The 22257-nt window shown below is 63.3% G+C and carries 32 protein-coding genes; 30 read left to right on the plus strand and 2 right to left on the minus strand.

The features are described from left to right. Positions 1-10 precede the first annotated feature (10 nt). The 14 genes from ACI3K3_RS06495 (at position 11) to ACI3K3_RS06560 (ending at position 7700) form a co-directional block, all read left to right on the plus strand. Positions 11-469, plus strand: a complete 459-nt coding sequence (locus ACI3K3_RS06495; RefSeq protein ID WP_404912795.1) for a hypothetical protein — start codon at positions 11-13, stop codon at positions 467-469. Positions 470-481: 12 nt separating this feature from the next. Further along, the gene (locus tag ACI3K3_RS06500) at positions 482-1489 is read left to right on the plus strand and encodes a DUF2184 domain-containing protein (protein ID WP_404912796.1); all 1008 of its coding nucleotides are present in this window, start codon (positions 482-484) and stop codon (positions 1487-1489) included. A gap of 11 nt (positions 1490-1500) precedes the next feature. After that, on the plus strand, positions 1501-1875 hold the full coding sequence (locus tag ACI3K3_RS06505) for a hypothetical protein (RefSeq protein WP_404912797.1): 375 nt from the start codon (positions 1501-1503) through the stop codon (positions 1873-1875). Positions 1876-1943: 68 nt separating this feature from the next. Then, positions 1944-3674: a hypothetical protein gene (locus tag ACI3K3_RS06510; RefSeq protein ID WP_404912798.1), complete on the plus strand. Its 1731-nt coding sequence runs from the start codon at positions 1944-1946 to the stop codon at positions 3672-3674. A 29-nt stretch (positions 3675-3703) separates the two neighbouring features. After that, complete coding sequence (locus tag ACI3K3_RS06515; protein ID WP_404912799.1) at positions 3704-4123, plus strand: hypothetical protein; 420 nt, start codon at positions 3704-3706, stop codon at positions 4121-4123. After that, a complete protein-coding gene (locus tag ACI3K3_RS06520; protein ID WP_404912800.1) occupies positions 4120-4668 on the plus strand; it encodes a hypothetical protein in 549 nt (182 codons plus the stop codon). Before ACI3K3_RS06515 ends, ACI3K3_RS06520 begins: the two co-directional genes overlap by 4 nt. Before the next feature lie 2 nt (positions 4669-4670). Further along, entirely contained in the window at positions 4671-5063 is a 393-nt protein-coding gene (locus tag ACI3K3_RS06525) for a DUF4054 domain-containing protein (protein WP_404912801.1), read from the plus strand. After that, positions 5060-5434: a hypothetical protein gene (locus ACI3K3_RS06530; RefSeq protein WP_404912802.1), complete on the plus strand. Its 375-nt coding sequence runs from the start codon at positions 5060-5062 to the stop codon at positions 5432-5434. Before ACI3K3_RS06525 ends, ACI3K3_RS06530 begins: the two co-directional genes overlap by 4 nt. Continuing rightward, entirely contained in the window at positions 5434-5865 is a 432-nt protein-coding gene (locus tag ACI3K3_RS06535) for an HK97-gp10 family putative phage morphogenesis protein (RefSeq protein ID WP_404912803.1), read from the plus strand. Before ACI3K3_RS06530 ends, ACI3K3_RS06535 begins: the two co-directional genes overlap by 1 nt. After that, complete coding sequence (locus ACI3K3_RS06540; protein WP_404912804.1) at positions 5865-6032, plus strand: hypothetical protein; 168 nt, start codon at positions 5865-5867, stop codon at positions 6030-6032. Before ACI3K3_RS06535 ends, ACI3K3_RS06540 begins: the two co-directional genes overlap by 1 nt. After that, positions 6022-6459: a DUF3168 domain-containing protein gene (locus ACI3K3_RS06545; RefSeq protein ID WP_404912805.1), complete on the plus strand. Its 438-nt coding sequence runs from the start codon at positions 6022-6024 to the stop codon at positions 6457-6459. The genes ACI3K3_RS06540 and ACI3K3_RS06545 overlap by 11 nt, the downstream gene beginning before the upstream one ends. 12 nt (positions 6460-6471) lie before the next feature. Then, the gene (locus tag ACI3K3_RS06550) at positions 6472-6741 is read left to right on the plus strand and encodes a hypothetical protein (RefSeq protein WP_404912806.1); all 270 of its coding nucleotides are present in this window, start codon (positions 6472-6474) and stop codon (positions 6739-6741) included. A gap of 39 nt (positions 6742-6780) precedes the next feature. Next, positions 6781-7230, plus strand: a complete 450-nt coding sequence (locus ACI3K3_RS06555; RefSeq protein ID WP_404912807.1) for a phage tail tube protein — start codon at positions 6781-6783, stop codon at positions 7228-7230. Continuing rightward, on the plus strand, positions 7230-7700 hold the full coding sequence (locus tag ACI3K3_RS06560; protein ID WP_404912808.1) for a hypothetical protein: 471 nt from the start codon (positions 7230-7232) through the stop codon (positions 7698-7700). Before ACI3K3_RS06555 ends, ACI3K3_RS06560 begins: the two co-directional genes overlap by 1 nt. Positions 7701-7869: 169 nt before the next feature. On the opposite strand, the gene ACI3K3_RS06565 is transcribed toward ACI3K3_RS06560, so the two are convergent. After that, complete coding sequence (locus tag ACI3K3_RS06565) at positions 7870-8118, minus strand: hypothetical protein (protein ID WP_404912809.1); 249 nt, start codon at positions 8116-8118, stop codon at positions 7870-7872. A 71-nt stretch (positions 8119-8189) separates the two neighbouring features. Between ACI3K3_RS06565 and ACI3K3_RS06570 the strand changes: the two genes are divergently transcribed. The 7 genes from ACI3K3_RS06570 (at position 8190) to ACI3K3_RS06600 (ending at position 18653) form a co-directional block, all read left to right on the plus strand. Further along, positions 8190-10760 (plus strand): tape measure protein, encoded by a 2571-nt coding sequence (locus ACI3K3_RS06570; RefSeq protein ID WP_404912810.1) that lies wholly within the window; start codon positions 8190-8192, stop codon positions 10758-10760. A 45-nt stretch (positions 10761-10805) separates the two neighbouring features. Then, complete coding sequence (locus ACI3K3_RS06575; protein WP_404912811.1) at positions 10806-11405, plus strand: hypothetical protein; 600 nt, start codon at positions 10806-10808, stop codon at positions 11403-11405. Continuing rightward, the gene (locus tag ACI3K3_RS06580) at positions 11405-12049 is read left to right on the plus strand and encodes a hypothetical protein (RefSeq protein WP_404912812.1); all 645 of its coding nucleotides are present in this window, start codon (positions 11405-11407) and stop codon (positions 12047-12049) included. Before ACI3K3_RS06575 ends, ACI3K3_RS06580 begins: the two co-directional genes overlap by 1 nt. Further along, positions 12046-12588: an NUMOD4 domain-containing protein gene (locus ACI3K3_RS06585; protein ID WP_404912813.1), complete on the plus strand. Its 543-nt coding sequence runs from the start codon at positions 12046-12048 to the stop codon at positions 12586-12588. The genes ACI3K3_RS06580 and ACI3K3_RS06585 overlap by 4 nt, the downstream gene beginning before the upstream one ends. After that, complete coding sequence (locus tag ACI3K3_RS06590) at positions 12585-13013, plus strand: DUF6950 family protein (RefSeq protein ID WP_404912814.1); 429 nt, start codon at positions 12585-12587, stop codon at positions 13011-13013. The genes ACI3K3_RS06585 and ACI3K3_RS06590 overlap by 4 nt, the downstream gene beginning before the upstream one ends. Next, positions 12995-17665, plus strand: coding sequence for a hypothetical protein (locus ACI3K3_RS06595; protein WP_404912815.1), 4671 nt, complete (start codon positions 12995-12997; stop codon positions 17663-17665). The genes ACI3K3_RS06590 and ACI3K3_RS06595 overlap by 19 nt, the downstream gene beginning before the upstream one ends. A gap of 280 nt (positions 17666-17945) precedes the next feature. After that, complete coding sequence (locus tag ACI3K3_RS06600) at positions 17946-18653, plus strand: hypothetical protein (RefSeq protein WP_404912816.1); 708 nt, start codon at positions 17946-17948, stop codon at positions 18651-18653. A gap of 3 nt (positions 18654-18656) precedes the next feature. Here ACI3K3_RS06600 and ACI3K3_RS06605 read toward each other — a convergent pair whose 3' ends face one another. Beyond that, on the minus strand, positions 18657-18848 hold the full coding sequence (locus tag ACI3K3_RS06605) for a hypothetical protein (RefSeq protein WP_404912817.1): 192 nt from the start codon (positions 18846-18848) through the stop codon (positions 18657-18659). A 142-nt stretch (positions 18849-18990) separates the two neighbouring features. Here ACI3K3_RS06605 and ACI3K3_RS06610 point away from each other — a divergent pair, with 142 nt between their 5' ends. From ACI3K3_RS06610 to ACI3K3_RS06650, 9 genes are all read left to right on the plus strand, one after another. Continuing rightward, complete coding sequence (locus ACI3K3_RS06610) at positions 18991-19488, plus strand: hypothetical protein (protein ID WP_404912818.1); 498 nt, start codon at positions 18991-18993, stop codon at positions 19486-19488. 1 nt (position 19489) lies between these two features. Then, complete coding sequence (locus ACI3K3_RS06615; RefSeq protein WP_404912819.1) at positions 19490-19780, plus strand: hypothetical protein; 291 nt, start codon at positions 19490-19492, stop codon at positions 19778-19780. A gap of 121 nt (positions 19781-19901) precedes the next feature. Further along, complete coding sequence (locus tag ACI3K3_RS06620) at positions 19902-20351, plus strand: hypothetical protein (RefSeq protein ID WP_404912820.1); 450 nt, start codon at positions 19902-19904, stop codon at positions 20349-20351. Further along, positions 20351-20548 (plus strand): hypothetical protein, encoded by a 198-nt coding sequence (locus ACI3K3_RS06625; protein WP_404912821.1) that lies wholly within the window; start codon positions 20351-20353, stop codon positions 20546-20548. Before ACI3K3_RS06620 ends, ACI3K3_RS06625 begins: the two co-directional genes overlap by 1 nt. Before the next feature lie 5 nt (positions 20549-20553). Further along, positions 20554-20724, plus strand: a complete 171-nt coding sequence (locus ACI3K3_RS06630) for a hypothetical protein (protein ID WP_404912822.1) — start codon at positions 20554-20556, stop codon at positions 20722-20724. Then, positions 20721-21095: a hypothetical protein gene (locus tag ACI3K3_RS06635; protein WP_404912823.1), complete on the plus strand. Its 375-nt coding sequence runs from the start codon at positions 20721-20723 to the stop codon at positions 21093-21095. The genes ACI3K3_RS06630 and ACI3K3_RS06635 overlap by 4 nt, the downstream gene beginning before the upstream one ends. 1 nt (position 21096) lies before the next feature. Continuing rightward, a complete protein-coding gene (locus ACI3K3_RS06640; protein ID WP_404912824.1) occupies positions 21097-21675 on the plus strand; it encodes a lysozyme in 579 nt (192 codons plus the stop codon). After that, positions 21672-21896 (plus strand): hypothetical protein, encoded by a 225-nt coding sequence (locus ACI3K3_RS06645; protein ID WP_404912825.1) that lies wholly within the window; start codon positions 21672-21674, stop codon positions 21894-21896. Before ACI3K3_RS06640 ends, ACI3K3_RS06645 begins: the two co-directional genes overlap by 4 nt. Then, positions 21893-22249 (plus strand): hypothetical protein, encoded by a 357-nt coding sequence (locus ACI3K3_RS06650; protein WP_404912826.1) that lies wholly within the window; start codon positions 21893-21895, stop codon positions 22247-22249. The genes ACI3K3_RS06645 and ACI3K3_RS06650 overlap by 4 nt, the downstream gene beginning before the upstream one ends. Positions 22250-22257: the final 8 nt, after the last annotated feature.

The raw sequence follows: 22257 nt of genomic DNA on the forward strand, positions 1-22257 counted from the left end.
GAGACTGATCATGGCGATCACCGTGCAAGACACCTATCTGACCGATTATGCGCAGGGCTTCCCTGGCATGCTGGCGAATGGTGAAACTCAGAACCGCATCAGCCGCACCATCGAAGACGCCGCTGGCATCGCGTTCGGCAAGGCGGCCTTCCGTGGCGCAGGTGACCATGGTGTCACTGCGACCCCGGCTGCCAACAAGTTCATGGGTGTTACCATCGCCGATATCGGCGTGGTCCCCGGTCTCACCGGCACCCCGGACGTGTTCCCGCAGTATGCCACCGCCAGTCTCCTGAAGACGGGGGTAATCCTGATCACTGTCGGAGCGGCAGTGGCTCAGGGCGATCAGGCCTACGTCACCAGCGCCGGCGCCTTCACCAACGTCGCAACCAGCAACACCTCGATTCCGGCACGCTTCGATACCACCGCAGCCAGCGGCGGCATCGCTCGCCTGCGCGTCTTCGAGCAGTAAGGGGCAACCTCAATGTACGCACAGAACATCATTCACCTGGGCGACGCGGCGCGGACCATGGGTCTTCCTGCGGCGGTCAATCTCGCTGACGCCCAGCAGGTTGTCGGTTTCGCTCAGCCGGCCCTTTATCGCACCCATCGGATGCTTCCCCAGAAGTATCCCAGCTTCGACTATGCCGGCATCGTTCCCGTCAACACCGACGGCGACATGTGGGACGTCGGCACGCTGGTCTATTCGGGCGACGTCGCCGGTAAGGCTGAATACCTCGGCGGCAAGGCGTTCGACATCCCCAACGCGTCGATCAACTTCTCGCAGGGCATCACGCCCTTCCACCTCGCAGGCGTCGGCTACGAGCTGTCGCAGCGTGAAGTGGAGCGCTTTGCCCGCATGGTTGCAGCCAACCCTGGTATCACCGAGGGCGGCTCCAACCTGGCAGAGCGCAAGGCGTCGGCTGCGCGCATGATCGCCGACAAGTTCGTCTACGATCGCGTGATCCGTGGTTCGTCCGAGAAGAACTTCACCGGCATGATCAACCAGGCGGCGGTACCGACGGCGAATGCCCCGACCGGCGGTTGGGCCACGGCCACCCCGGATCAGATGCTGGCCGACGTGAACGCGGCGCTTCAGGACGTCTACGTGAACAGCAAGGAAACTGCCCTTGCCGACTCGCTGCTGCTTCCGACCTCGAAGTTCCTGTTCATCAACAACGCTCGCATCACCAACACGCAGACGTCGGTGCTGAGCTACCTCGCGCAGAACAACAGCTTCACGGCCATTTCGAAGCGCCCGCTCAACATCGCGCCGAGCCGCGAACTCGAAACCGCCGGTGCCAGCAGCACTGCGCGCATGATCGCCTACGAGAAGAGCCCCGACAACATGGAGTTCTTCCTCCCCGGCATGTTCGAGTTCCTGCCGCTGTTCGCCACGTCGTCGATGACCTGGCGCGTAGATGGCGTGATGAACGTCGGCCAGTTCGAGCTCTATCGTCCCAAGACGATGAGCTACCGCGACAACCTCTGAGGAACCGCGACATGACGAAGGAAGTGACCAACCACACCGCAGGTGCTCGCGGTATCAACCTCAAGGATGGCTCAACCGTCTGGGTGGAACCGGGCCAGACGCTCGACATCAGCGGCCTCGAAGTCAAAGGCAAGCTTCCCGACTTCGGCAAGCCGTCTGATCAGGCCGAAAAGGATGCGGACGAGGTGATTGCTCTCCGCGCCCGCATCGCTGAACTGGAGGCCCAGGTCGGCGGGGGCAAGAGGCCGTCGGGACTTGCGGGCAAGAGCAAGGCCGAGCTGCTCGATATCGCCAAAGCTGAAGGCGTAACGATCGAGGACAACGCCACGAACGAAGACATCAAGTCTGCGATCGAACTGGCGCGCGAGGAAAAGGCGCAAGCCTGACCATTGCCACCTGGCAGAATTCGGGCCGCTTCACTTCGGTGCGGCGGCCCTTTTCATAAGGACTTCCGATGGCCCTGAACGCCCTCACCCTCTCGGTCACCAGCGGCATCGTCGGCCGCCCCTTTCGCGCCAAGATCAACGGGCTGACCACCGGAAAGGTCGAAGTGATCGACGGCGGTTCGCCCGGATTTGGCGTCATCAACGGCATCGCTCGAAACCAAGCGCTTCCTTATCAGCTCTCGACCATTGTCCTCCGCGAGTGGGAGCCCGGCGTCGGCTTAGGCTATCGCGATAGCCGCATCGAGATCACCGGCGCGACCAAGGTGGAGCTTGCGAGCCAGGCGCAAAACCAAGTCACCAGCGGGCGTATCCTAAGGGGCTACCGCATTGCCCCTGACGTTCAGCCCGACGGATCGCTGACCTATTCCCTCTTCGTCGAGGACGACCTGGGTTCGACCACTTCGACACCTGTGGGCCGCGACACGATCGACTTCCCCCGGATCGGCCTGATCGGCCCCAGCACGATCGCCCAGAACAACTACGGCGCCACCGCCACCCCTTGGCGCGCCGGCAACCTCTCGTCCGGCCCGCTGGTCTGGGCACTCATGGCCGACCGCCGCGCAGACTTCCGCACCATGGCGAAGACCACGACCCCGTTTTACGACGGCGACAACCAAGCTATCTACGGCGCGACGCAGGACAGCTACGCCGCCCAGATCGCCGCGCTGAACGCGCGCATGTCCGGCGTTCCCAACTGGGTCGCCTGGTACGAGGTAGGCCGCAACGACGTCCAGAACAATGCCGCGACCGCTGCGGACCTGATCGCCTGGACCCAGCGCGACGTCGCGCTCCTGCGCGCGGGCGGCGCGAAGTACATCCTGCTTTCGAACCTCTGGAAGAAAGACACATCGCAGGGCGGCGTGTGGGCGGTGGGCGGCGCGGGCCGCACGGCTCTGGACGCCTACAACGCCTGGCTCAAGACCTACGAGGCGGCCAATAAGGATATCGTCGTCGTGGACTACGTGTCCGCCTACACCGATCCCGCGTCCGCCGATGGCAATCCCTTCGCCTGGGTCGCACGCGGCGTGGGCACCCACTACAGCGCGATCGGCGCGCAGCGCGGCGGAATCGGCCCGGCGCTGGCAGCGCTCCGCAAAATCACCAAGCCGCACCCTTACCCGGCCCGCCCGGCCGAAAGCCTGATCGGCGCCCTGTCCGGCACCGGCGGCACCAAGACCAACGCAACCGGAACTGTAGTAGATGGCTGGGATCTGACGCAGGCTGCCGCCTCGGCGACGGTCGTGGGCTCCACCGAAACCATCAACGGCGAGACGTACCAGGTTGCGACGATCAGCGCCGCGACCGGCACCGGCGCCAATGGTGGACAGCTGACGTTCTCCAAGACGGCCAACATCGCGGTCCCCGCCGGGAAGAAGGTAGGCCTGCGCTGCAAGGTGCTGATTCCTGCCAGCGCCGTGCCCTATGGCCTCGTGATCGGCCTCGGCAGCGCCACCGGCCAGGGTGACCCATCGCAGGCGCGGGCCTTCGCTCTCATCCCGCAGACCGGTGATGATCCGACGACCGTCATTGCCGCGCCCGGGGCCGCGTGGGCCGCCACCCCGAAGTTCGACGGCTCGATTGCTCAGGAACTCTGGGTCGAAACCAGCTCCTATGTCCTGGGCGCCACCGGCGGCAGCACCGTCGCGGTGAGCATCGGCGCGCTGTTCGGCCCGGCCCTCGCCGCGGGCGATTCCCTCACGATCAAGGTCGGTCAGATCCAGACCTTCGAGGTGCCATGATGGCCATTGCCCTGAGAAAGGAGACACCTATGCGCTTGCTCATCGCCCTTGCCGCCTTGCTCGCTGCCTCGCCCGCGCTCGGGCAGCCGGTCGCCGAGAGCTTCCGCAATGCCGCTGGCCAGCTTCAGGACGGCGTAGGCGTCACGAACATCGCCCCGATCCGGTCTACCAGCACGCCCACCAGCGGAAGCGTGACCACCGCGAACACCTTCCAGAGCGCTCTCGCTGCCAACCCGGCGCGCAAGGGCTGCGGCTTGTTCAACACCAGCGCCAGCGCCACCTTGCTCGTCTTCCTCGGTGCGCCTGGCTCGGCCAGTGCTGCCGCGTCGATCCCGGTCGGGCCCGGCGGTGCCTTCAACTGCGGCTCATTCCAGGGCCTTGTCCTTACCGATCAGATCAGCGTCACGTCCTCGACGGCGGGCGCTACGTTCGCGCTGGTGTCGCAATGATCCGGGCTGCGATTCTCGCCGCGCTGCTGGCAGCCCCCGTCCCGGCGCTCGCCCAGGTCGTAATCGCGCCGCCGGCCAGCACCGCCAACACCGCGACGAAATCAGAGGTGCAGGCCGCGCAGGCCGCCGCCGAAAGTGCTGCTGCGGCTGCCGCCGCCGCGCAGGCTGCGATCCCCGTCCCTGCGTCGTCCGTGCCGGGCATGGAGATGGTCGGAGGCGCAGCAGGATCGACGAACACCTATCGCCGTGGGGATGCAGTGCAGCCTCGCATATCCCGCACCGTCACCGGCACGACGGGCAGCGCCGGCACGGCTGCGGTCACCTGGCCCGCCATGGCCGCCGTCCCGAAGCTGGTGGTAACGCCCTATGTCACCGCCGCCGAGACGCAGGTGCCGACCTGCTACCCGGTGACCGGCACCGTCACGACCACCGGCGCCACGATAAAGTGCTTCCGCACGCAGACCCTGCTGGGCCTCGGACTGATCCCGTTCACCGTCGCACCGGCGGGCGTTCAATTCGACGTCCTCGCGCTGCCTGGGAGCTGACCATGGGCTATACCCGCCTCACCCTCGACCAGTTCAAGGCACAGTTCCCCGCCTTCTCGACCCTCACAGAAGAACCCTACGACGCCTGGGCCACCAAGGCAGAGCGCCGGGTGGGCGAGAGCTATGGCGATGAGCAGCAGGACGCGACCGAATTGCTGACGGCCCATCTGTTGGCGATCAATGGCATCGGCCTGCCAGCGGGAACCGGAACCCTTGCGGCGACCGGCGCGACCAGTTTCAAGAGCGGCACTTTCAGCGCGACCCTGTCGGATAGCGTGGTCGCCCAGCGCGCGAAGGGCGGTTACGGCGCCACGACGTGGGGTCAGCAGTTTCAAGAGATCCAGCGCCGGCTGTTCGGCGGCCCGCGCCTGATCGGTTTCGTGGGGACGCCATGATAGACCAGGCCTTTGCCGATATCGGCCTCGCGTTCTCGCAGGTGCTGGGCGGCCCTTACCACCCCGCGCGGACCATCGAGCAAACCGATCCGGTCTATGACGACGGCGGATCGATCATCACGCCCGGCGGCGTCACCCACCGCGCGTGCAGCGTCCAGATCGATGTTGCCACCCAAGCGATGCGGGAAGCCGAGGGTTACGTCGATACGGATGTCCGCTTCATCGTCCTCGCCGCCACGCTGACCGGCTCTCTTGGCACCGAGGCGCGGATCGAGATCACGGAAGGACCGTTCGCCGGTATCTGGTCCGTCTCCTCCCTGGAGCGCGATCCGGTCGCGGCCGGATGGGTTGGCACGGGGCGCAAGGCCTGATGGCTAAGTCTCGCATCATCGGCGCGAAGGCGCACGCGGGCCGGCTCAAGAAGCTAACCGGTCAAGCCATGGTGCGTGAGGTGGGCAAGGCCCTGTTCGCGGCGGGCGAGCTGATCCAGGTAGAGGCTCAGATTTCGATCACCGCCGGGGCGGTATCGGGCAAGCAGCACAAGCCGTCGTCTCCCGGCGAGGCACCCAACAACGACACCGGCACGCTGGCGGGCGCGATCGAGACGAACCAGGTGGCGCCGCTGGTGGTCGAAGTGAGCAGCAACGCGCCTTACGCCGCCGCGCTGGAGTTCGGCACCTCCCGGATGGAATCGCGCCCGTACATGCAGCCCGCTCGGGACGCGAAGCGCCGCGAGGTCGAGCAGCTCGTTCGCCGCGCCGTCGACAAGGCCGTCAAATCCAGCAAATCAGGAGACGCATAATGCAGACCGTCACTTTCGCCCGCGAGTACCGCCACAAGCTGGATGACCTGCGCGAGGCCGTCTACCCTCCTGGCGAGATCGAGGTGACCAACGATGTCGCCACGGCCGCCAGGAAAGCCGGCGCGCTCAAGACGGCGCCGAGGAAGGCCAGGGCCGATGGCGAATGACCTGCTGCGCGCCACGGAACGCGCGGCCATCATATCGCTGAAGGCAGATGCACCGCTTGCCCAGATCGTTGCGAAGGCATCGATCGATCCCGTCGCCGAAGCTCCCACATGGCCGTTCGTGCGGCTCGAAGGAACGCAGTCTCTACCGCAAGGGCGCGGCTGCACTGCCCGAGCCGAGGTCTCCTTTCAGCTGCACAGCTTCGCCAAGCCGATTTACAACGGCGCCGGGGCCATGACCAAGACGGCGCGCGACCACGCCGGGGAGATCAACACCGCCGTCGTGGAAGCGCTCCACAACCACGCCTTCGAGGTGGCCGGCCGCCGGTACCGCTTTCAGGTGCAATCCTCGCGGCTGATGCGGGACGGCGCCGAGGCCGATGCATGGCACGGCATCGCATCGGTGGTGGCGCGAGCCTTCGCGGGCTGATATGCCGGCCCGATGAAGGACGTCGACTATCTCGTGATGAAAGAGATCGCCAAGATCCTCATCCGCAAGGGCGTCATCACGAGCGACGAGGTCCAGGTAGCGGTTGAGAATCTGCGGCGGGTCAGCGCCTCCGCTGCGAACAACTTCTCCATGCTCGCGCTCGAAGCCAGCACCATGAGCCCCTCCGAGTTCGAAGCGGATTTCAGGCGCAGGCAGATGCGCGAGCGGACGGCCTTCATAGAGCGCCAAGGCAAGGGCGACGGCGGTAATTCGGGGGATTGAGCCGCCCTACGCTCCAGCAAACCATGCTGGAGATTGCCCGTGTCCGAGCCGAATAGCGCAGATTTCGCCCTCATCAAGATTCAGACCGCCGCCGGCCCGCCGGTCGTACTCGCCCTGCTCTGCGGCATCGAAGGCGTGACCATCAACCGCACCGCCCAGACCAACGAAACCTATCGCCGCGACTGCGCCAAGCCCAACCGCCCCGGCGGTCGAAAGCTGCGCGTCACTGGCTCGTCCTGGTCGATCAGCGGCACCGGCTCGGACAATATCGACCTCGAAACCGAGATGACCGACGCGTTCGGTGTCCGCAAGACCTACGCGATCGAACTCTATCGCGACGACGGCACCGACGGCGGCGACCTCATGGGCACCTATGGCGGCACTGCCCTCATGACCACGCGCAACCAGTCCTATTCGCAGGACAGCGCGGGCACGGCGGAAATCACGCTGGAAGGTGAAGGCGCCCTCACCTGGACCGCTGCCGCCTGATGGACACGGCAATCGAGCGGGATTTCGCGGGCGGCAGGTTCACCTTTTACCTGCCGCTTTCGGCCGTTCTCGCAGTGGAGAAAGGCCCGCTTTCTCCGCACCTGCGGGTGCGGGAATATCCTGTCTCGATGTTCCAGATTTACGATGAACTATCGGCCGGCATAGGCGTCGACGGCGAAGGCAATCTCGTCCGCCTGCCGGGCTCCCGGATCTTTGCCGGTGACCTCCACAACATCCTCGAACAGGCGCTGAAGGCCGGGAACTCGGGTGAGCGCGATGGCGAAAGCTTCGAGGTCGATGGCAAGCTTGCGAACCGGCTCGTCAACGAACAAGTTCAGGCCAGCTTCGAAAGCTGCGCCATCCTTGCCTGGGATGTGATGAACGCAACCATCAAGGGAATTGATCTAAAAAAAAAGGATCAGGCCCGAAGCGAACCGGCAAGCCAGAGCCCTTCCGACGCGGACAAGTGATAGCCAATTGCGGCGGGATCGGCCTGGATTATAAAGACCTCTCGCTGGGCGAGTACCTGGAAGCGCTGGAGGCCCACAATGAAGCCCATGCGGCGCCAGGCTCAGAGGCGAAGCAGCCCGGCGATCCTGAACGGCTCCGTCGTTTCGTCGAGGCCCACCGGAAGGACGCCTAGTGTGCCGATGCCCCGGCGTCATGGTTTGCGCTGTAGTTGGCCAAGCTCTCGACGTTGCCGGGCTGGCTCAGCCACCAAATCCCGACACCCGCTGCGATCAGGATCAGGAAAAGATAACGCTCCGTGCGCTTCCGGTTTTCGCGCTTGCCGTCTGAGACCTCTTCCGAGCTGAACTCTGTCTGGCAGAACGGGCACTTTACCGCCTTCGGGCTGATACGCATCCGGCAGTAAGGGCAGGTCTTCACGAATCTCTCCTTCGCAAGCCGACAGACGTAGGCGGTAATCTGCCTCTCGGGCAAGCCTTAGCGTTACCGCCATGGCTGAAATCGATCCCGTCACGCTCCGCCTGTTCGTCGACAACAATCGCGCGATCAGCGAACTTAACCGGTACGCCAGGGCAGCCGACCAAAGCTTTTCGACAGTCTCCCGCGGGGCGGTCGCACTTGAGCGGAGCCTGAGCGTTCTGGGTGGGGCATTCGCCGGCGTGTCGGCAGCCGCCATGGCGCGCGCCTTTCTCGACATCGCTGATACGGCGAAAACCTTGGACGCACAGCTTCGGTTGGCGACGACCGGGTTCGGATCATTCGCCCAGGCGCAGGAGGACGTACGGCGGATCGCTGCGAACACTCGCTCGGGCTTGGAAGAAACGGCTGCCCTCTATGGGAATTTTTCGCGCGCATCGAAGGAACTCGGGGCCGATCAGGATGACGCGGCGAGGGCCACAGAGACATTCGCGAAGACCCTGAAGATCAGCGGTGCGGGCGCGAATGAGGCAGCCTCAGCCACGCTGCAATTCGGCCAAGCACTAGCGGCCGGCGCCTTGCGCGGTGACGAGCTGAACAGCATCTTGGAGGCATCGCCTCGCCTCGCCCGCCTGCTCACAGAGAGCATGGGCGTCCCGATCGGCGCGATCAAACAGCTGGGCGAGGAAGGCAAGCTGACCTCCGACAAGCTGCTCAATGCTCTCACGAACACCAAGTTCACCGCGGGCATTGACGCCGAGTTCCGAGAGCTACCAGTCACTTTCGATGACGCCATGACGCAGGTATACAACGCTGCGATCATCACCTTCGGCGCGTTTGATCGCGGCGGGCAGTTCTCTACAGCGCTTGCCAACTTCATCACCGACGGCAGCGACGGGTTCAAACAGCTGGAGGACGACGCCGTTGAGATGGGCGTCGCCGTGCGCGCCTCCATTGAGGGCCTAGCCGACGCCTTCAATCCCGTCATGAGTGCGGCGCAGCGGTTCTTCGCCTACATGAAAGAGGGGATCGGGGACGTCAGCTTTGACCCGGGCCGAGAACTGCGGGACCTCGACAATGTCACCGGAGCCCTTTCCGGTGGGGAATCCAGGGTCGAGCAGTGGATCAATAAGCGTCTGTGGGGGCAGGAAAGCGGCCGGACGAATTTCGAGGGGCGGTATCGCGAAGGGCAAGCCGCCGCGGATCGGCGCCTCCGCGGTGAAATGGGCGAGCGGGCCGCGAACGATCTTATCAGCCGGTATTTCGATCGCTCGGGCAACCCCATCCGGAACACGCCGCCTGCAAAATACACGCCGGGTCCATCGGCTTCGGAGCAGAAGGCGGCGCAACGGAAGGCCGAGGCCGCGGCCCGCAAAGCCGAGCAGGAGCGCTTGCGCGCGATTCGCGACGATGCCTCCAAGCAGCGAGACGCATCCTCCCTTCAGGACGACATCAATGCCGCGAAGGCCGCGCTCTCGGTTGCTACTGACGACGTCCTGAAATTCAATCTCCAGCAGATCGAAAGCGAGAAAGCACAGCGGATCGCGGAGTACCAGACCCAACATGATCTTGGCCGCCTGAGCGCCCAGGAGCTTTCCGATCGCGCCGCTGCGGTCAATCAGATTGCGGACCTCCAGCGTCAGCGTGTCCAGCAAATCGCGCAAGAGAACCGGCGCCGCGACGCCCTCGATGTTGCTCAAGCTTCATCTAGGAACGATGCTGACCTTCTGCGAGCGCAAGCTGAGCTTACCAACACCAGACAGGAACGCCGGGCGATAGAATTGCGGCTTCTGGATCTCGCATATGATCAGGAGCGCGCGGAACTTGAAGGTGTTCTCGCCAGCCAAACGGCCACAGAGGCACAGAAGCAGATCGCGCAGGCTCGGCTCAACATGCTTGCAAGCCTTAAAGGCTTCGAGGTCGAGCGAGCCAATCGCGAGTATGAGTCACCGTTGGAGCAGCGCCGGCGAGAGGTCCGTGAGACCGCCGCAAATATGGCCGACGCAGCAGAGAACATTGAACTGAGCGCGCTCGATCGGCTGAGCGATGGCCTCGGCCAAGCCACGGCAGATTACGTGAAACTGGGCGGCGTTGCCGGAGACGTGATCAATGGCATCATCCAGGATCTTATCAAGCTTGCGGTTCAGCAAACCCTGATCGGAAAGGGCGGAGGCGGGATATTTTCCCTCTTCGGCCTCGGAGGCGGCGCTCCCTCGCTCAGCGGCGTCGATTACGGATCGATCGCCAGCGCCGCCGGGTCGGTGAAGATTCCCGGCTTCGGCTTTGCTTCGGGAGGCTACACCGGCGATGGTCCCGTCAATCAGCCGGCGGGGATCGTCCATAAGGGTGAGTTCGTGGTCCCTGCCGACGCGGTCAAGCGGATCGGTGTTGATAACCTTGCAGCGATGTCGAGCGCTCGGGCAGCCGCATCGATGGCGGGCGTGACCGCGGCCGGCGTCGCGGCCCGGCCAATCCAGCAGACCGTCGTCGTCCAGGTAGAGGCCAACGACTACTTCGATGCGCGCGTGAAGCAAGGCGCCGCAGCGGTCGCGCAGCCGATCGGCATGGCCGCCGCCGTCCAGGCCCGCACCGATGCCGGCACGGACGTAGCGCGGCAGGCCCGCAGGCGCATCCCCGGCCGCTGACGGCGGTAACGGTAAAGCACCCAATCGCGCACCCTTTCAGGCGCAATGCCGATCTCCCTTCCCACCTGCCCCATGCCCACCGACTACACGGTCCTGCTGCGCGACTTCGGGACGGTGCTGACACCTTTCCTGGGCGGCCCTGAGCAACGCATCAACCGCGTCGGAACCCGCTTCGGGCTCAAGCTAGAGATGCCTCCACTCGACATCGAGGACGGCGGGATGGTCTACCTGTCGCGGCTGCTTCAAGGACGCCTCTCGACCGTCATCCTGCCTTGGCCGCTGCTTGATTTCGACCCCGGCACGCCCGGCGCGCCGCTGGTGAGCGCTAACGTCGCAAGCGGAACGTCGATCCCGCTCAAGGGCCTGACTGCTGGCTACCAGGCCAAGGAGGGTCAGTTCTTCAGCATCATCCATTCCGGCCGACGCTACGTCTACATGTTCACCGCCGCCGGGACCGCCAGCGCGGGAGGCAACCTCACCGCCTCGATTTTCCCGATGCTCCGCACGCCCCTTTCGACCAACGACGTCGTCGAGATCGCCCAGCCTATGATCGAGGGTCTGGTGCTGCCGGGCGATGAACTCTCCTGGCAGATCGGCTTGGACAACGCCCGCGCCTTCGCTTTTTCCGTGATGGAGGCCGCGTAATGGATCCGGCCCTCAAGACTGCGCTATCGCAGCCCGTCGTCACCCTCTTCGGCGCCCTGCGGATCGAGCTGCCCAACTACACGATCCGCCTTCTCGATGGGTCCGCCAGCCTGATCATCGACGGGGAAACCTACGTCGGACGGGATGAGACATTCGGGACGATAGCCACAATCTCCGACCTGAACGAAGAGATCGGCGACAGCGCGCCCGAGATCAGCGTGACCCTGATGCCGCCCGACCTTCCGGCGACCGCAGCGCTCGCCAACCCGGCGATGCAGGGCAGCGTGGCCCGGCTGATGGTCGGCGCCGTCGATCCTATTACGGGAATGGTGCTCGGACAGCCGGAAACCGTGTTCCTGGGCGAGATCGACGTGCCGAAGATCGAGGTTGACCAGTCCGGCGCCCGAACGGTCGAGTTCACGATCGTCAGCGTCTTCGAGCGCCTGTTCGAGGTGGAAGAAGGCCAGCGGGCGTCCAACGGGTGGCACCAGTCCATCTGGCCCGGCGAGCTTGGCCTTGAGTTCATGACCGGCACCGACGTCAACCTGTACTGGGGCGTGAAGCCGGTAAAGAGCGCGGCCACCGCCAAGACCAACGGATCAGCTTGGGTCGCCGCAAGTTCTGCGAAGGCGTCCAACTCATGAGCAAACCCGAAGAATGGCGGCCTGTCCTCGGCTACGAAGGCTACTACGAGGTATCATCTCGCGGGCGTGTAAGGTCCATTTCTCGGACACGCCAGGCACGTCGCCGCAATGGCACCGACTTCACCATGCGGATGGCGGGGCGTGAACTTGTCGTTTGCCTGAATAAGGACGGCTACCTCCAGGGGAATATGTGCGTGGACAGGGTTCGCAAGAACTTCGAAGTGCACCGGCTTGTCTGCGAGGCTTTTCATGGCCCGGCGCCGGAGGGCCACGAGGCGGCCCATAACGATGGCGTCCGAACTAACTGCGACGAGTCCAACCTCCGGTGGGCTACCCCAGCGGAGAATACCGCCGATAGAGACAAGCACGGCACCATGCGCCGCGGCGAAGACCACCCCGGGGCAAAACTCACAATCCATGATGTAAGGCGCATCCGGTCTTCACAGCAAAGCGGGCCGTCGCTCGCCCGACAGTTTGGCGTCTGCCGCTCGGTAATCACGAAAATCCGATCACGCAAAATCTGGAAGTCCGTCGCATGACCTTGCTCGAACGCCGGCACGCCGCGATCGAGGCGACCATGGCCAAGTTCCGTAGCCAGCCTTTCGAATGGGGCAAGGTCGACTGCGCCCGTGTCGCCGCCTTCCACCTCAAGCAACTCGGCTACAAGATCGCGATCAGCAAGGCTGGACGCTATACTACCCTGCGCGGCGCGGCCTGCGCGCTGAAGCGCATGGGGTACTCGACCCTCGCAGAGATGGCCGACGGGCTCGGCCTTCTTCCGATCACTCCAGCGCGGATGCTGATCGGGGATCTTGTCGAGATTGCTGCCGAGCACCCGATCGGAGCCATCGGCATCTACTCTACCAACGGCAACGTGTTCTGCTTCCACGAAGACCACCCCGGCCTCGTGACCTTGAAGCCGAGCCCCAAATCTATCCTACGCGCATGGAGCGTTTTGTCATGAAGGCCCTCCGCACCGCAGGAATGGTCGTCGCCGCTGTAGCTCTGGTGGCAGCAACCGCCGGCGCCGCCGCTCCGGCAGTAGCCGGTGTCACAGCCGGAGGCATTGCGGGCGTGGCGTCTGCGGCCACGCTGGGAGCGATAGGAGCTTACGGCGGTCTTGCCGCTGGCGTCCTGTCTGCGGTGACCGCCGCCGTCGCACCTGGTGTCTCAAACCAGGGGAGCGCCACCAGCTTCCAGACGAACCCCCAGAGCGGTCTTCCTTACGCCATGGGCCGAACCCGCATGTCCGGCCTGCGGATCTACGCCAACACCAACACCCGGCCCGGTTACACCAAGTTCAACGACCTGCTCTGGTTCGGGGCCTTGCTCAGCATCGGCGGCCAGATCGACAGCATCGAGAAGTTCACCGCCGATAACGAGGTGGTGACCTTCGATGCCAGCGGGAACGCGATCGGCACCTATCACGACTACCAGGGCCAAAAGATCCACCTCGGCGGCGCCCCCATGGCCAGCGCCCTCGCCCTCTCGCTGGGCGGCGGTACCGCGCCGGGCTGGACCTCGCAGCACAAGCTGTCCGGCATCACTCATGCCATGTGGTGCCTGCGCTACAACAAGCAGGGCGAGATGTACGGCGCCGGCGCGCCCGAGCCCGCTTGGATCGGCAAGTGGGTCAAGGTCTACGACCCGCGCCTCGACAGCACCTATCCCGGCGGTTCCGGCTCTTGCCGCGCGCTTCAGGAATCGACTTACGTATGGTCGGACAATCCCGGCCTCCATGCTCTCACCTGGGCACTCGGCCGCTGGCAGAACGGCAAGCGCACCTGCGGCATCGGCGCACCGGTCGCGAACATCCGCGTGGCCGAGTTCGTCGAATGTGCGAACGTCTGCGATGCCAACGCCTGGAAGGTCGGCGGCGTCGAGTGGACCACGGACAGCAAGTGGGACACGCTGAAGCGCATCCTTCAGGCTGGTGGCGCCGTGCCCACGCAGACCGCCGCCATGATCGGCTGCCTTGTCTCCATGCCGCGCACGGCGATCGCGACGATCGAGAGCCGGCACCTGCACGACAACCTGTCCATCGCAGCCACCAAGAGCCGCCGCGACCGCTTCAACACCGTCATTCCCCGCTATGTCGATGAGGACAGCGACTGGTCGGTGATCAGCGGCACCGCCGTGACGGTTCCGGATTACGTCACCGCCGACAAGGGCCAGCGCACCAAGGAAATCGACTTCCCGCTGGTGCAGGTGTTCTCCGGCGCAGAAGCGAAGCAGCCCGGCCAGCTTGCGGCCTACGAGATCGTCAACAGCCGCGAGGCCGGTCCTTGGGCAATCACCGTCGGGCCCGAGTTCATCGGCCTGCAAACGGGCGACGTGGTCAACCTCAACGTCCCAGAGGAAGGTTTGGACAATCAGCCTGTGCTGATCAAGCAGCGCGGGATCAATCCGGCGACGGGCAAGGTGACGTTCACCGTCGAAACCGAGACCTTCGCCAAGCACGCCTTCGCACTGGGCGAGACGACCACGCCACCCGCCCCCTGGTCGCCCACTGCGCCGGACCTGAAGCCGCCCGCGCCCGTCCAGACCGAATGGACCGTGTCGGGCACCACCTCAGGCGAGGGCTTCCCTGCGCTGCTGGTGGCGGGCGATAGTGAGATGCCGTCCGCTGACGCCATCGTGATCGACTACCGGCTGCATACCGCTGGCGAGACGCCTGACGCCGGTTGGACGAACTCGGCCATCCTGTCGGCAGTGGACACGGTTCGCCACGTCATCGCCCCGCTGGAAAGCCAGACCGCCTACGACGTGCGGATCAGCTATCGGGTAGGCACGATCGACGGCGATACCACGATCTTCGAGCAGGTGATCACCGGCCTCGGCAAGATCACGACGATCGAGAACCAGCTTCAGGATCAGGACGAGGCGCTTGCCCAGCTCGACGAGGACATTGAGCAGGCCGAGGCCAATATCGCGGCAGCACAAGCTGCGGCGGCGGCAGCCCAGGCAGATGCAGACGCTGCCAAGACCTCAGTCGAAGCTGCGCAACAAGACATCATCGCGCAGGGCCAGACGATCACCCAGCAGGGCGCGGCGATCACTGCGGCGCAGGCGGATATCATCGCGAATGCCACTAGCATCCAGACCGTATCGAACACGGTATCGTCGCAGGGTTCAGCGATCACGACACTGCAGCAGGCCGTCACTTCCAACACCGGATCGATTGCCACGCTGCAAACTACCGTCTCTTCGCAAGGCGGCCTGATTTCATCGAATGCCACAGCGATCACGACGCTGCAGGGAACGGTATCGACGCTCACAACTCGCGTCACCGCTGGCAATGGCAACCTGCTATCCAATGGCTTGCCCGATAACGGAACGGCGGGCTGGACGGGATCGGCAACCGTAACGGCCCAATCCACCTCCCTCGGCCCATATCTCCGCGTCAACAGCACCGCGGCCAATACAGCCATCTACTCCGATAAGATTTCGATCATAGTTGGAGAGCCGTATACAGCATCTTGCGACAGTCAGTATTTGGGGGCCGGTGCTGGAAACGGAACGCCGACAGGCGGATATTTCCGTACCTATCTTAGCTGGCGAAACGCCAGCGATGCGGAAATAGGTACATCGCTTGGGTCGCTAAGAGCAACCCACGGCTTCAACAACGCAGTGAACAGGCCGGCTAACGCGGTAACGGGGACAGCCCCCTCTGGGGCGGTTTTCGTGCGACTGATCGTGGTGGCCACAAATGCCGGGACGGTCGGAACTTCTCCGGTGGTCTTGGATGTTCGTCAGGTTAAAATCGAGCGCGGGACGACTTGGACTCCATACTCCTCAGAGGCATCCGTCACCCAATCCTTCAGCGCGATCAATACCGCTAATGGCCAGGTTTCGACCCTGCAGACCACGGTTTCCACGCAGGGCGGCTTGATAAGTACGAATGCCACAGCGATCACGACGCTGCAGGGAACGGTATCGAGCCTTTCCAGCACGGTGTCCTCGCAAGGATCTGCGATCACCAACCTACAAACCGCAAGTAGCACGCAGGCCGGAGACATCGCGACACTAAAAACCCGCGTAACAGCGGGCGGTGGTAATATTTTAACTAATACAGAATTCGCAGGTAGTCTTAATGGATGGACCCAGGCAAATGTTGGCCAAGCCGGTATAATTACGTTTGGTATTAATGGGGCTGGCGCGACATATCAAGTTCAGGGAACGAATGCAGCAACAATAAATCAATCCAACAACCTCTCAACAGGTTATGCTGAATACCTGCAAGACTTCCCCGCAGAGGCTGGAAAACTCTACGAATTCTCAACTTGGTACGCGTCCCATAGGTGCCTGACGTCATACTACGTCTTGTTCCTCAACTCGGCCGGATCTGACTTGGGTAGCGGTGGAGCAGCCGTAAATCAGCCTGCGATTAACGGCGGCGAAATGCTATCTGGATGGGGAAGGGTTGGCTTCAAGACGGGATCTGCCCCTTCAGGAACGGCTAGAGGCCGCGTTTACATGAGGAAGTTGGCCACCAACTCCGGCACAACCGATAGTTGGGCTTGGTTCCTTCGGCCTCAGATAATAGAGACAGTGCCCGAGGCTACAACGCCTCAGCGCTATTCGAGCGGAACAGACAGGGTTTCTATCGAGACAACTGCGACCGCCGTTTCTACGCTCAATACGCAATATTCTAATTTGAGCACTACGGTATCCACTCAAGGCTCAACCATATCCACCCAACAAACCGCAATCACGACGATCAATACCAATCTAGCGACCCTAACGACTCGAGTTGCGTCTGGATCGCAAAACCTTATGCCAAACGGCGGGTTTGATAACGGTACGGTCGGATGGACTAGCGGCGGAAGCCTTTCGCTCGGTTTCTCCAATACAGTCGGCAAGTACCTCACCGTCACATCAAACGCGTCCAGCTTTTTCGTCAACAGCCCTGCGGTCCCGGTGGACGTTGGCACCGTCTACACGGTTTCGGCCGACACTCAGTTCCTCGCCTCGGCCGGATCTATGGTTCTGCACTTGATATGGCTGAATAGCGGAGGCACCGAAATATCGCGAGTTACGCTCTCGCCAGTTAGGGGCGGGCACAATTTCGATAACCAGAATATAAACCGTGCGGCCAATGCCGTGTCGGGAACGGCTCCCGCCAATGCGGTAAACGCGCTCGTTCAGTTCCAATGGAACGGCGTCTCCGGCCTGACGCACGCCGCTATCCGCCTTATAAAGTTCGAGCCTTTTGCGCCTTGGACACCCTATTCGTCGGAAGCGGCGATCCGGGTTTCCTACGAGTCCATCTCGACGCTCAACACGAACGTCGCCTCCCTCTCTACCACCGTCAGCACCCAGGGCGTAACGATCACCCAGCAGCAGACGGCTATCACGACGATCAACAACAACGTGACGACGCTCTACGGGCGCGCCGCGCTGACGCTTGACGTGAATGGCCGCGTCACCGGATGGGAGACGAACAACAACGGGACGGTCGGAGACTTCACCATTCGCGCCGATCGCTTCCGCGTAATTCCGCCAGGCGGAGCGGGAAGTGACGGATTTTATATCGACATCGACAGCAGCAACCGAACCACGCAGTACATTTTGAGCGGTGGCGTGCGTGTCGTGGAAATTGGCTGGCTCAACTGATGCCAAACGGTGGAAGGTTTCGGAACGGCGCTGGGGCGGTTGTCTTGGGTCCGAATGACCGTATTACCAGGATCGTCGGCACCTTCACCGTCACGTCGGCCAACACTGGCACCTTCACGGATGCGCGGTTGATCGGAGGCACGGCGTGGTGCCTGCCGCTCGGGACGCTGAACGGGGCGATCGTCACGTTCAACTCGGCAACAGGGACTTTCTCGTGGGATTGGAACACTATCCCCGTGACCTACAGGGGCAATCGCCTCCATAGGTACGGCCTGTACTGATGGCGGAGGAAGGCACCCGCTACCGTAACGCTGCGAACATTTTGCAGATCGACGGCCAGTACAAGAACATGCAGATGGTTCAGAAGGGATCCGCGATCCCTGACCAGCTCGGGCCTAGTGGGGGCGGCTACGACTACCCGCTTGCGTACAAGACCTTGAGCTTTACCGGGCTTTCCAATCCGGTGCTGGTCATTCGTTGCACCAATCTGTCCTATTTCATCACGGCCGATCAGGGCGGCGGTGCCTACCAGTTCTTTCTCTATCGGGACCGAACGGCTTCAAGCGCGATCGAGTGGTGGCTTTTCGATGATGCCAAGGGCAATCTAGCGCCTGGTTGGGGGCAACGGATCCGCAACAGGTCGACAAACGAAGTGGTGTACGACACCCGCATCCCACCCTTCCGCGTCACGGATCAGATATACCCGTTCGCTATGCCTCTGAATGGCGGCACGGATTTCTCCTACCCTGCTGGCAGGAAGTACGGCTACACGCCCGCGCGGTTGGCCTCACGGTTCACCAACGCCGGCGCTTCGACGGTTGCTCTCCGGTGGGAATACTCGCTGTGCAAGGCCATCGCCGCGGGGATCAACATCGGTTGGGAGACCGAGCACGTTTGGATCGGAAACGTCGGAAACACGCCGCCGTCGCCCAGCCCTTACAACAGTGACCTCACGTCGTGGATTATCGTTGACGTGACCGACCTGTAGCGATCAATCCGGGGCGCGGACCTTGCGGCGATAGCAGGTGTAATCTGCGTCGGGGAATTTCTGCTTGGCTTCCTCGACCTGTTGCTTGCCTGCGGAGACACAGGCCTGGCGGTCGTCAAACCGCTCCACATGGTGAACGACAGCGTTGCCACCGTACGAATGGTAAACAGCGATAACCAGGAAAAATTTGATCATTTGCCCCTCACTTCTTTTTTGAACATATAGGGAATCTGGTCCGAAAAGTCAGAGCCGATTTCTTACATCTTCCGTTAGTAATGGGCTGACGGCGGTAATCTGACCGCCCTTCCCCCGGCATGCTCGGGCGGAAGGAGTTTTCATGCTGCACCTGAAGACGGCCGCCGGTGAGCGGCTTGAGATCCCCGCCGGATGCATCATCGCGGTCATCAAGCCCTGTGGAGGCGAAAGTGCCAGCGCTGTGGCTTACGACATGGGCTTCGGCCAGCAGCTGGATCAGCTTTCGGACCAGTACGGGTTCGTGAAGAAAAACGTCATCGATAGCATGGCGATCGTGAACCCGATCGAGGTGCGCCATATCGAGGGCACTATCATCGCGACGACGGATAGCGGCTCGCCCATCTTCGGCGCGCCTTACAATGAGGGGCGCATGTTCTTTTCGCGCTCACTCATCACCGGGCGCCGAGAGGTGAAGGACGAGGCGATTCCGGGATGCAAATCCCGCCTGTTCGTGAACCTCCTCGGCGGGGTGATGCCGATCAACATCGCGGACACGCTAGAGGAACTGGACGGCGTTGAGACGGACGACGCTCCGGTTGCCGCTCCCGTTCCCATGACCGTCCCGCCCGAAGGAGCCTGACATGCCCACCGCCGCCGAATTGCTCGCCCAGCGCAACGAGCTGGACCGCCAGATCGCCCTCGCCAACCTCGAAGGCCTGAAGGCAATCCTCGCCGCCCTGAAGGCAGGCAAGGCCGCCACCCTGGCCGACGACATCACCGCCCTTCTCCCGCAGATCGCGTCCGATAATTCGCTGGGCACACCGTTCAGCCAGGCATCGGCCGTCGTCACCACCATGCGAAACGTGACCAACTACTTCGAGGGCGAAGTGGCGCGGGTGCAGGCTCTTACCGAAATCGAGGGCGAGGCATGACCAAGCGCGCACCTTCCTGCGACAAGCAGCCGAAGCCCGCACCCACTCCGGCGCCGACCGAGCCCGTCGTCACCCCGCAGTCGGGTGGGACCGGTAACGGCCCGCCGCCGCCGAAAAAGTGATGCACTGGGCGGTCGCCCTCCTGCTCTGCCTCTGCGCCGCCAGCCTCGTGCTGAATGCGGCGCAGCAGCGCATGGTGGGCACCGTCCGCGTATCCGGCATGCTGGTCTGCCTCTTCTGGGGCGCCCAGGAACTGCACTGGTGGCTGGCCGGCAGCGATAGCATCGTCCTATTCCTCGCCTGCGATCTGCTTCTGTTAGCATGGTTCTGGCGGCGCGGTGCGGTTGACTGGTCCGACCGAGTGATTGCCGCGCTGATTCCGCCGACGGCTGCGTGCGTGATCTTCGCGTGGCTCCGGGGCGGCGCGACACCGGAAAGCTACTGGCTGAACATCTCTATGGTCGCGGCGCAGATGCTCCTCGGCCTGCCTCGCATCGTCCGGCAGCGGGCGAGCGGAGCTTATTCGCATGGGCCGCTCCGCCCAATGGAGAGCCAACGTGGGGGCACGTAGTGCAGGAATTGAAAGAAATTGGGGATCTGGCGGTCAACTATGGCCCGTTTGTGGCGGTGATCGGCCTGCTCTTTCGTTCCAATGTGAACAAGGATCGGATCATCGAGCAGATGTCCCTTCAGCTCCTAAAGGCCGCGTTGGCTCAAAAGGATACCGCGCAAGTGGTGAAGGAGACCATCGAGCGTCGGGAGGGATAAGCCCCATGGACTGGCTCACTTGGCTGCGAAAGCTGTTCCTTCAACCAAGGCACGACGAGCGCGTCGCGACCGTGGCGGAGGCCGTGGAAGAACTCCGCGCCGAGCAAGCCAGCATCCGACGGCGCGTGGACGCGCTCGAAGCCTTCCGCCGCGTTTCCGATGGAGGCCGGCCATGATGAGCCTCCCCACGTCCTGGCTCTTCGGTGCCCTTGCGATTGCCTCGCTGATCATGTGCTTCGGCCTGTGGCCCATCGTCCGCAAGGAAGCGGCCGGGCCCGGTCACTGGTGGAGCAACCGGTCGTTCTGGCTGGCCTTCGCGCTCTGGTTCCACGGCGCCGGCGCGGTAGTGATCTTCGGCGCGCTGCTGTTCGCCCAGATCGACTATCGCGGCGGAACGGTCCTGTACCTGCTCTGGATTGGCTGGACCATGTGGCTCGCCTCCAAGACGGCGGTAATCCACGTCACCGGCCGCATTCAACTAGCTCTCGCCATGTACCTGCTCTGGACGCTCGTCTGGATCGCTTGGCGCCTGCCTTTCGGAGCCTGACATGACCGACCCTCGCAAACCCATCTTCGATGCCCTGCGCAGTGCCCTCGGCGGCAAGCTGGGCGCGGATGACGTGACCATCATGGACGACACGCTGGACCGGCTCGGCGTGCCCAAGGAGAAAGCCGCCATGAAGACGAGCCAGAAAGGCATCGACCTCATCCATTCATTCGAGAGCCTGAAGCTGACCAGCTACAAGGATCCCGGCTCGAAGAACGGCCTACCGATCACGAACGGTTGGGGCACGACCAGGGACGAAAACGGCGGCCCGATCCCCCTTGGTGCCGTGTGGGACAAGGCGAAGGCCGATCGGCTGTTCGCCCGCGACCTCGAGAAGTTCGAGGCCGAGGTGTCCAAGGCCATCGGCGGCACGCCGACCACGCAGAACCAGTTCGATGCGCTCGTCTCGTTCCACTACAACACCGGAGCGATCGCTTCCTCAACGCTGGGCAAGCTGCACAAGGCCGGTGACTACGCCGGCGCTGCCGCCCAGTTCGGCCGCTGGATCAACAATGACGGCAAACCCCTGGAAGGCCTGAAGCGCCGTCGGGCTGCCGAGCGCGAGCTTTACGTGTCGTGAGCGATGCCCGCCACTCGCTGATCGCATTCGGCGCCCTGCTGTTCGCCATCTGCTACCTCGCGACGATCGCGGCCTGGCTGGCCTACAACGGAAAGTATGCAGAGGCCCTCGGCTTCGGCGGGTTGACCACCGGCCTTGTCGGTGTGCTGGGCACCTTCCGCCCTCGCACCGCCGATGCGACGACACAGAACGGCGACGTCAACCTCGGAGGGAAGCCATGATCTTCGCTTGGCTCAAGTCGCTACCCAAGGCGGCCTATCTGCTCGCGGCGGTTGTCTTCGTGATCATCGTCGCGGCATCGCTCAGCCAGTGCTCAGGCGATCGCGACAAGCAGACGGCAGAACAGGCGAAGCAGACCACAACCTCCGGCGAGGCCATCGCGGACGCCGCGCAGGATGCCGTCGCCAAGATCGAAACCAACCGCGTCACCAACGAAGACATCGATGCGGCTGTGGCCGAAACCCAGGAGAACCTTGACCATGCGGAAGATCCTGCCGCTATTCGCGCTGCTGTCATTGCTGGGGTGTGCGGAAACCCCGCGCATCGTTCAGACCCCGCCTGCAAGATGCGCTGACCTCGTTC

Source organism: Novosphingobium sp. ZW T3_23, assembly GCF_044987305.1.
Lineage (GTDB): Bacteria > Pseudomonadota > Alphaproteobacteria > Sphingomonadales > Sphingomonadaceae > Novosphingobium.

What these genes read in the sequence shown, in the direction of transcription:
- ACI3K3_RS06600 (WP_404912816.1), top strand. Translation starts at nt 17,946, where the DNA reads ATGGCGGAGGAAGGCACCCGCTACCGTAACGCTGCGAACATTTTGCAG.
- ACI3K3_RS06590 (WP_404912814.1), top strand. Translation starts at nt 12,585, where the DNA reads ATGACCTTGCTCGAACGCCGGCACGCCGCGATCGAGGCGACCATGGCC.
- ACI3K3_RS06575 (WP_404912811.1), top strand. Translation starts at nt 10,806, where the DNA reads ATGCCGATCTCCCTTCCCACCTGCCCCATGCCCACCGACTACACGGTC.
- ACI3K3_RS06560 (WP_404912808.1), top strand. Translation starts at nt 7,230, where the DNA reads ATGGACACGGCAATCGAGCGGGATTTCGCGGGCGGCAGGTTCACCTTT.
- ACI3K3_RS06530 (WP_404912802.1), top strand. Translation starts at nt 5,060, where the DNA reads ATGATAGACCAGGCCTTTGCCGATATCGGCCTCGCGTTCTCGCAGGTG.
- ACI3K3_RS06585 (WP_404912813.1), top strand. Translation starts at nt 12,046, where the DNA reads ATGAGCAAACCCGAAGAATGGCGGCCTGTCCTCGGCTACGAAGGCTAC.
- ACI3K3_RS06615 (WP_404912819.1), top strand. Translation starts at nt 19,490, where the DNA reads ATGCCCACCGCCGCCGAATTGCTCGCCCAGCGCAACGAGCTGGACCGC.
- ACI3K3_RS06635 (WP_404912823.1), top strand. Translation starts at nt 20,721, where the DNA reads ATGATGAGCCTCCCCACGTCCTGGCTCTTCGGTGCCCTTGCGATTGCC.
- ACI3K3_RS06595 (WP_404912815.1), top strand. Translation starts at nt 12,995, where the DNA reads ATGGAGCGTTTTGTCATGAAGGCCCTCCGCACCGCAGGAATGGTCGTC.
- ACI3K3_RS06610 (WP_404912818.1), top strand. Translation starts at nt 18,991, where the DNA reads ATGCTGCACCTGAAGACGGCCGCCGGTGAGCGGCTTGAGATCCCCGCC.
- ACI3K3_RS06520 (WP_404912800.1), top strand. Translation starts at nt 4,120, where the DNA reads ATGATCCGGGCTGCGATTCTCGCCGCGCTGCTGGCAGCCCCCGTCCCG.
- ACI3K3_RS06570 (WP_404912810.1), top strand. Translation starts at nt 8,190, where the DNA reads ATGGCTGAAATCGATCCCGTCACGCTCCGCCTGTTCGTCGACAACAAT.
- ACI3K3_RS06640 (WP_404912824.1), top strand. Translation starts at nt 21,097, where the DNA reads ATGACCGACCCTCGCAAACCCATCTTCGATGCCCTGCGCAGTGCCCTC.
- ACI3K3_RS06515 (WP_404912799.1), top strand. Translation starts at nt 3,704, where the DNA reads ATGCGCTTGCTCATCGCCCTTGCCGCCTTGCTCGCTGCCTCGCCCGCG.
- ACI3K3_RS06525 (WP_404912801.1), top strand. Translation starts at nt 4,671, where the DNA reads ATGGGCTATACCCGCCTCACCCTCGACCAGTTCAAGGCACAGTTCCCC.
- ACI3K3_RS06605 (WP_404912817.1), bottom strand. Translation starts at nt 18,848, where the DNA reads ATGATCAAATTTTTCCTGGTTATCGCTGTTTACCATTCGTACGGTGGC.
- ACI3K3_RS06630 (WP_404912822.1), top strand. Translation starts at nt 20,554, where the DNA reads ATGGACTGGCTCACTTGGCTGCGAAAGCTGTTCCTTCAACCAAGGCAC.
- ACI3K3_RS06495 (WP_404912795.1), top strand. Translation starts at nt 11, where the DNA reads ATGGCGATCACCGTGCAAGACACCTATCTGACCGATTATGCGCAGGGC.
- ACI3K3_RS06545 (WP_404912805.1), top strand. Translation starts at nt 6,022, where the DNA reads ATGGCGAATGACCTGCTGCGCGCCACGGAACGCGCGGCCATCATATCG.
- ACI3K3_RS06540 (WP_404912804.1), top strand. Translation starts at nt 5,865, where the DNA reads ATGCAGACCGTCACTTTCGCCCGCGAGTACCGCCACAAGCTGGATGAC.
- ACI3K3_RS06620 (WP_404912820.1), top strand. Translation starts at nt 19,902, where the DNA reads ATGCACTGGGCGGTCGCCCTCCTGCTCTGCCTCTGCGCCGCCAGCCTC.
- ACI3K3_RS06535 (WP_404912803.1), top strand. Translation starts at nt 5,434, where the DNA reads ATGGCTAAGTCTCGCATCATCGGCGCGAAGGCGCACGCGGGCCGGCTC.
- ACI3K3_RS06550 (WP_404912806.1), top strand. Translation starts at nt 6,472, where the DNA reads ATGAAGGACGTCGACTATCTCGTGATGAAAGAGATCGCCAAGATCCTC.
- ACI3K3_RS06505 (WP_404912797.1), top strand. Translation starts at nt 1,501, where the DNA reads ATGACGAAGGAAGTGACCAACCACACCGCAGGTGCTCGCGGTATCAAC.
- ACI3K3_RS06510 (WP_404912798.1), top strand. Translation starts at nt 1,944, where the DNA reads ATGGCCCTGAACGCCCTCACCCTCTCGGTCACCAGCGGCATCGTCGGC.
- ACI3K3_RS06500 (WP_404912796.1), top strand. Translation starts at nt 482, where the DNA reads ATGTACGCACAGAACATCATTCACCTGGGCGACGCGGCGCGGACCATG.
- ACI3K3_RS06650 (WP_404912826.1), top strand. Translation starts at nt 21,893, where the DNA reads ATGATCTTCGCTTGGCTCAAGTCGCTACCCAAGGCGGCCTATCTGCTC.
- ACI3K3_RS06580 (WP_404912812.1), top strand. Translation starts at nt 11,405, where the DNA reads ATGGATCCGGCCCTCAAGACTGCGCTATCGCAGCCCGTCGTCACCCTC.